Source organism: Comamonas sp. B-9 (genome assembly GCF_000410635.1).
Taxonomy (GTDB): Bacteria; Pseudomonadota; Gammaproteobacteria; order Burkholderiales; family Burkholderiaceae_C; genus Comamonas.
This window is the reverse complement of record NZ_KE148540.1, coordinates 10,335-16,852: the sequence shown is the minus strand read 5'-3', so window position 1 is coordinate 16,852 and position 6,518 is coordinate 10,335. Positions and strand designations below refer to the sequence as shown.

At 65.4% G+C, this 6,518-nt stretch carries 7 protein-coding genes and 1 pseudogene; 7 read left to right on the top strand and 1 reads right to left on the bottom strand.

Going from position 1 to position 6,518, the window contains the following annotated elements; genetic code table 11:
- The 7 genes and pseudogenes from H928_RS26800 to H928_RS0108130 all read left to right on the top strand — a co-directional run.
- Window positions 1-777 (top strand): LysR substrate-binding domain-containing protein (locus H928_RS26800; protein ID WP_148293096.1); only part of this gene is annotated, 777 nt, incomplete at its 5' end.
- A 147-nt stretch (window positions 778-924) separates the two neighbouring features.
- Window positions 925-1,455 carry a DUF3617 family protein gene (locus tag H928_RS0108150; RefSeq protein ID WP_148293095.1) on the top strand — a complete coding sequence of 177 codons (531 nt, stop codon included), beginning with the start codon at window positions 925-927 and terminating at the stop codon, window positions 1,453-1,455.
- Window positions 1,456-1,578: 123 nt separating this feature from the next.
- Window positions 1,579-2,682: pseudogene (locus H928_RS33135) on the top strand (rhodanese-related sulfurtransferase); the annotation flags it as partial.
- Window positions 2,683-2,745: 63 nt separating this feature from the next.
- Window positions 2,746-3,393 carry a glutathione S-transferase gene (locus tag H928_RS33130; RefSeq protein WP_255343168.1) on the top strand — a complete coding sequence of 216 codons (648 nt, stop codon included), beginning with the start codon at window positions 2,746-2,748 and terminating at the stop codon, window positions 3,391-3,393.
- A gap of 112 nt (window positions 3,394-3,505) precedes the next feature.
- Window positions 3,506-4,585, top strand: a complete 1,080-nt coding sequence (locus H928_RS0108140) for an acyltransferase (protein ID WP_043339305.1) — start codon at window positions 3,506-3,508, stop codon at window positions 4,583-4,585.
- The gene (locus tag H928_RS0108135; protein WP_027010695.1) at window positions 4,582-5,097 is read left to right on the top strand and encodes a dihydrofolate reductase; all 516 of its coding nucleotides are present in this window, start codon (window positions 4,582-4,584) and stop codon (window positions 5,095-5,097) included. The genes H928_RS0108140 and H928_RS0108135 overlap by 4 nt, the downstream gene beginning before the upstream one ends.
- A 133-nt stretch (window positions 5,098-5,230) precedes the next feature.
- Window positions 5,231-6,316, top strand: coding sequence for a metallophosphoesterase (locus H928_RS0108130; protein WP_021026031.1), 1,086 nt, complete (start codon window positions 5,231-5,233; stop codon window positions 6,314-6,316).
- Between the two features lie 101 nt (window positions 6,317-6,417).
- Here H928_RS0108130 and H928_RS33125 read toward each other — a convergent pair.
- Window positions 6,418-6,518, bottom strand: a 101-nt coding sequence (locus H928_RS33125; RefSeq protein ID WP_239644915.1) for a heme-binding protein, incomplete at its 5' end; no start/stop codon positions are given.

The window sequence follows — 6,518 nt, the reverse complement described above, 5'->3', positions numbered from 1 at the left end:
CTCGAAGACCAGCGGGGCAAACCGCTGTTTCGCCGCCTGCCGCGTGGCCTGGCGTTGACCGATGAAGGCATGGCCCTGGTGCCGGCAGTGGCCCAGGCCTTTGGCAGCCTGTCGCGCGCCATGGCCCAGGTGCAGGACCGGCGGCCGCACGAGGTGCTGTCGGTCGGCGTCGTGGGCACGTTTGCCGTGGGCTGGCTGCTGCCCCGGCTGCGCGCCTTCCAGGAGGCCCATGCCTTTGTCGACCTGCGCCTGTTCACCCACAACAACCGGGTCGACCTGGCGGGCGAAGGCTGGGACTGCGCGATCCGCTTTGGCGACGGCGCCTGGCATGGCACGGCGGCCCGGCAGCTGCTGCAGGCGCCGCTCACACCCATGTGCGCCCCAGCGATTGCCGCACGCCTGCAGCAGCCGGCCGACCTGGCGCGCGAGACCTTGCTGCGCACCTACCGCGCAGGCGAGTGGGAGCAGTGGTTCGCCCAGAACAAGCTCGCCTGCCCCAGCCTGCGCGGCACCGTGTTTGATTCATCCCTCACGCTGGCCGAAGCGGCAGCGCAGGGCTTGGGCGTCGCGCTGCTGCCCTTGCGCCTGTTTTCCCGGGACCTGCAGGCAGGCCGCCTGGTCGCGCCGCTCGCGCAGACCTTGGACACCGGCAGCTACTGGCTCACGCAGCTGAAATCGCGCAGCCCCACGTTGGCAATGCAGACTTTTGAGCGCTGGCTGCTCGCGCAATGCGGGCAGGAGCAGCCCCCCGATACGCGCGCTGCCGCGCTGCCTTAGCACGCCGCCGGGTGCTCTCCTACACGCGGCCCGGCCCTTGTCAGACAATGCGCGGGCAGCGCGCCGCCTAGGATATAAAGTAACGACGCGTTCTTGTACAAAAACACGCTGCAGCGATGCGGCATGACAACCACCGAGAGGACATCCATGCTTTCTACCCGTTACCTCGCCTCCCTGTCCGCCGTGGCCGCCGCCTTGATGGCCGCCGGTTGCGCCACCACCGGCGACATCGAAGACCTGCCCCGCCCCAAGTCGGGCCACTGGCAGATTAGCTCCACGGACCAGGAAGGCCAGACCGTCCAGTTCCAGGACTGCATGGACAAGGACACCTTCTACAAGACCCGTGAGCTGCAAAAGGCCAAGTACGATGTGCAGCAATGCAAGACCGCGAGCCTGAAGGACAGCAATGGCTGGCAATTCACCTCCAACTGCAAGGTCGGCCAGACCGAGCAGCGCATCGAGAGCAGCCGCAAGATCACCGGCGACTTCCAGCACAACTTCCATGTGCTGTCGGTCACCAAGCAGCAGATGCCCGATGGCAGCACGGTAGAGACCACCCGCAATATCAAGGGCGAGTATCTGGGCGCCTGCCCCGCGGGCATCAACCCCGGTGACCGCGTCTTTGAAGGCGGCGGCAAGATCAACTTCTACGACATCACGGGCCTGAGCCCCAAGTGATCAGGCAGAGGTAAGCGCGCAAGCGCCGCAAACACCGCCCGGCCCTGCCGGGCTTTTTTACGCCTGCACGCTGGGCCATTTTGCTGATCCAGGTCTAGAAATGGGCGATTCAGATACAGTACGATGTTCAGCCGTTGGACTGCGGCCCGCCCGCCATGGGGATGCCTGCGCAGGCCACCCTGCCGGTGCCAGTCCCATGGGGCCACCCCAAGTTGGTGGATCGAAGGGCTCTTCTCCAGTCCACCTGGCTTTTCCTATGCACTACCCCGAAAAATACGGCCTGCGGGCGCGCATTTTTCGCAGATTTTCTCCATGTCCCAGCAATACCTTACCGCCGCGCTTTACCAGTTCATCGATCTGCCGGAGTTTGCCCAGTGGCAGCAGCCCTTGCAGGCGCTGTGTGACCAGCACCAGGTCAAGGGCCTGCTGCTGCTCGCCCATGAAGGTATCAACGGCACGATTGCTGGCCTGCCCGGCGATGTGCATGCGGTGCTGGACTGGCTCAAGCGCGACCCGCGCCTGACCCATCTGGTGCACAAGGAGGCGCATGCCGACAGCAACCCCTTCTACCGCATGCGCGTGCGCCTCAAGCAGGAGATTGTGACCTTGGGCGTGCCCGAGTTGAACCCGGCGCGCAATGCCGGCCAGTATGTCAAGCCCGAGGACTGGAATGCGCTGATCAGCCAGCCCGATGTGGTGCTGGTCGACACGCGCAATGACTACGAGGTGGGCATTGGCAGCTTTGAGGGCGCAATCAACCCGCACACCAAGAGCTTTACCGAGTTTCCACAATGGGTGGCCGAGCAGTCCCAGCCCGGCGGCGCGCTGCATGGCAAGCAAAAGGTGGCGATGTTCTGCACCGGAGGCATCCGCTGCGAAAAATCCACCGCCTACATGAAGACCCAGGGCTTTGACCAGGTCTACCACCTCGAAGGCGGCATCCTCAAGTACCTGGAGACGGTGGCCGAGGACGAGTCGATGTGGTGGGGCGACTGCTTTGTGTTTGACGAGCGCGTCTCGGTCGGCCACGGCCTGGTGCGCGGCCCGCACCAGCTGTGCCGCAGCTGCCGCATGCCGCTGGGCGCGGCCGAGCTGGCCCACGCCCACTATGTGCGCGGCGTCAGCTGCCCCTACTGCCACGGCAGCCGCACGCCTGAGCAACTGCAGTCGCTGGCCGAGCGCCAGCGGCAGATGGACCTGGCGCAGGAGCGCGGTGACACCCATCTGGGCCACACCCAGGCCAGCTCACAGCAATCGCGCCAGCAAAAGATCGCCGCGCAGCAGCAGGCCTTGCAAGGCCTGCCGGTGCTGTACTCGTTTCGCCGCTGCCCCTATGCGATGCGGGCCCGCCTGGCGCTGGCCTATGCAGGCATTGCCTGCCAGCTGCGCGAGGTCGTCCTCAAGGACAAGCCCCAGGCGCTACTGGATGCATCGCCCAAGGCCACCGTGCCGGTGCTAGTGCTCGCCGATGGCACGGTGCTCGAAGAGAGCCTGGAGATCATGCTCTGGGCGCTGCGCCAGAACGACCCCGATCAGTGGCTCAGCCCCACCGCCGGCAGCCTGGGCGAGATGCAGGCGCTGATCGCCCGCCATGACAGCGAATTCAAACCGGCGCTGGACCGCTGCAAATACCCCAGCCGCTACCCGCAAGCAGACGCCGCTGCCGCAGCGGCCACTGCCCAGGCCTTTTTGGGTGCACTGAACCAGCAGCTGGCTGCGACCGGCTACCTGTTTGGCCGCGACCCGAGCCTGGCCGACATGGCCATCCGCCCCTTTGTGCGCCAGTTTGCCGGCATCGATGAGGCTGCATGGCAGAATCACCCCTGGCCCCATCTGCAAGCCTGGCTGCTGCGTCTGACCGATTCAGCACTGTTCGAGCAGGTGATGGAAAAATACCCTGCCTGGCACCCGGACGAAGCGGGCGTGCTGTTCCGCTGAACGGACACCGCCCCTGCCGGCACGCAAGTGACAAGCACTGCTAGCGGATGCGCATCCCAGCGCCCGCTGCAGCGCTTGCCCGGCATTGACCGCCTGCGCCCACCACCGTGCCATGATCCAGTCCATCCAGATTCTGCGTTTTGCTGCCGCCCTGTGGGTGGCGCTCTACCATGCGCGGACCTATAGCTTCTTCCCCGAGCTTCCTGGCTGGCTGCGCGCCATTGCCGAGGGCGGCTTTGTCGGTGTCGATATCTTCTTTGTGATCAGCGGCGTCATCATGGCGCTGGCCACCAGCAACACACCCACCGGCCTGCGTCCTTCCGCCCAATTTGTTGCTACCCGCTTTTCCCGCATCTACACCGGCTGGGGGCCGGCGATGCTGCTCTACGTCGTTGGATTGCAGGCGCTGGGTGCCATGCCGCCGGATGTGAACCTGCTGTCGTCGGCGCTGCTCTATCCGGCCAATTTCAGCCTGCACATCAATGCGGTGACCTGGACCCTGGTCTTTGAGCTGTATTTCTACCTGCTCATTGGCGCCAGCCTGCTCTTGCCCAAGCCCTGGCGCGACCGGGCCCTCGCTGCCTGGGGCCTGACCATGGTGGTGCTGGTGCTGTACTACGCGGCCACCGGCCGCTACCGGCCGGACATGTTTGCGCAGACCACACCACTCATCTGGTTCTATGCCGCGCCCCTGGTGCTGGAATTCTTTGCCGGCTATTTCATGTACCGCTTTTTGCAGCGCTACCCGCAGCAGCGCTGGTACGCCTGGCTGCTGGCCAGTGCACTGCTGGGCGCCACAGCGGTGTACTACAGCCACACCGCCGCCTTGTATGCGCCCGGCATCGTCGGTTTTTACCACTGGGCGGACCGCGCGCTGCTGGTAGGCAGCGCCACCACCGCCCTGGTGGCGGCAGCCTTGTTGCTGCCAACGCCCCAGCACCGGACATGGCAGCTGCTCGCCAAGCTCGGCGACTATTCCTTTGCAATCTATTTGCTGCATCTGCTGGTGTTCCAGCTCGTGCAACGCGCCATCACATCGATGGCGCTCGACATTCCCCACCGCTCGCTCAGCCTGCTGCTGGTGCTGGCGGCCTTGGTCGCGCTGTCGGCCCTGTACTACCACGCGATCGAACACCCCATCTACCAAGCCTGCCGGCGCGCCATTGCGCGTTGGGCGGCCCGCACGCCATGACCCCAGCCCGTATCCATCTGATCTTTGCCCGCGCCCGCAATGGCGTCATCGGCCGCGACAACCAACTGCCCTGGCACCTGCCCGAGGACATGGCCTTTTTCAAGCAAAAAACGGCGGGAGGCACCGTCGTCATGGGCCGCAAGACCTGGGATTCGCTGCCGCCGCGCTTTCGTCCGCTGCCAGGCCGCGATAACGTGGTCGTCACGCGCCAAAGCGGCTGGCAGCCCAGCCCGGCCAGCGAACGCGTCCATGTCGCCGCTGATCTGGAGCAGGCACTCAGCACGGCCCAGGCGCTGGGCCAGCCCGTCTGGGTGATTGGCGGTGCGCAGATCTATGCCCAGTCGCTGGCCCTGGCCGACGAGGTCTGGGTGACCGAGATCGACCAGGATTTTGACGGCGATGCCTATGCGCCGGTGCTCGGCGACCAGTGGCAGGAGGTCTCGCGCGAGCGCCACACCAGCAGCAACGGCCTGCCCTTTGCGTTTGTCTGCTACCAGCGCCAGCTCTTCTGAGAGAGGCGCTCACCGATGGCACCACGCTGGTGCGGCGCAGCAAATTCATGCAAAATGGATTTCATCGAATAGCAATCTGTGGCGCGCCGGGCCCCAAGCACCGGGCGCTGCAACAAGACGGAACACTGTGACGATGAGCCTGGTACAAGCGTTGCCCGCCGGCCCGTTGGATGTGATCGGCGATGTGCACGGCGAGCGCCAGGCACTGGAGTCGCTGGTTCGGCATCTGGGCTATGACGACCATGGCGGCCACCCGGCAGGCCGCACGCTGGTGTTTGTTGGCGATTTCTGCGACCGGGGCCCGGACAGCCCCGGCGTGCTGGCGCTGGTGCGCCGCTGGGTAGAAAACGGCCATGCCTGCGCGGTGCTCGGCAACCATGAAATCAACCTGCTGCGCGAAGATGCCAAGGACGGCTCGGGCTGGTACTTTGATGAGCGCATCGAGGCTGACAACCCCAAATACGCGCCTTATGTGCGTGCGGACCAGGCCTTTGACGACGAAATGCTGCCCTTTTTGCGCCAGCTGCCGCTCGCGCTGGAGCGGCCCGACCTGCGCATCGTCCATGCCGCCTGGATCGACGACAAGATCAACCAGGCCCGCGCGCTGCGGCCCGGCCATGTCGCCCAGGACTATGACCGCCTGGAGCAAGAGGCCTACCTGCACGCCAAGGCGCTGGGCATTCCGGCCCGGCTGAAGGCCGAAAACCAGGCCTGGCCCTACCACCTGGAAGATGGCGCCCATTGCCCACCGTTCATGCCCGCGCATGCCGACAGCGAGCTGAACAAATCCCAGTACAACCCCTTGAAGGTGCTCAGCTGCGGTGTGGAGCGCCGCGGCAGCGAGCCCTTCTATGCCGGCGGCAAATGGCGTTTTGTCGAGCGTGTGGCCTGGTGGGATGCGTATACCGACAACACGCCCGTCATCGTCGGCCACTACTGGCGCCGCATCCATGAGCTCGACCGCTCAGTGCTGGGCAAGGGCGACCAGGATTTGTTCGCCGATATCAACCCGCATGCCTGGCATGGCCTGCGCGGCAATGTGTTTTGCGTGGACTTCTCCGTAGGCGCGCGCTGGACGGCCCGGCTCGCCGGCCAGCCGCCCGAGCAGGACTTCAAGCTCGCGGCGCTGCGCTGGCCCGAGCGGGTGCTGATGCTCGACGATGGCAGCGCGGCGCCCACCACGCACTTTCTGCAGGCGCCCGCACCGGCGCTGGTTTGACGCCCCAGCTACACATTCAGACGCGAAAAAGCGGCCAATGGCCGCTTCGTCGTTGATGGGCCGGAGCCCTCTGCACCTTGGCAAGGCGCAAGGGCTATGCCTTACAGCCCCAGGGCCGCAATACCCGCCTTGGCGATCTGTGCATCTTCAGGTGCCTTGACACCGCTGACGCCCACGGCGCCCAGGCATTCGCCGTCCTTGA

Coding starts and splice junctions, on each gene's coding strand:
- H928_RS0108150 (WP_148293095.1), top strand. CDS start 925: ATGCTTTCTACCCGTTACCTCGCCTCCCTGTCCGCCGTGGCCGCCGCC.
- H928_RS0108140 (WP_043339305.1), top strand. CDS start 3,506: ATGATCCAGTCCATCCAGATTCTGCGTTTTGCTGCCGCCCTGTGGGTG.
- H928_RS0108135 (WP_027010695.1), top strand. CDS start 4,582: ATGACCCCAGCCCGTATCCATCTGATCTTTGCCCGCGCCCGCAATGGC.
- H928_RS0108130 (WP_021026031.1), top strand. CDS start 5,231: ATGAGCCTGGTACAAGCGTTGCCCGCCGGCCCGTTGGATGTGATCGGC.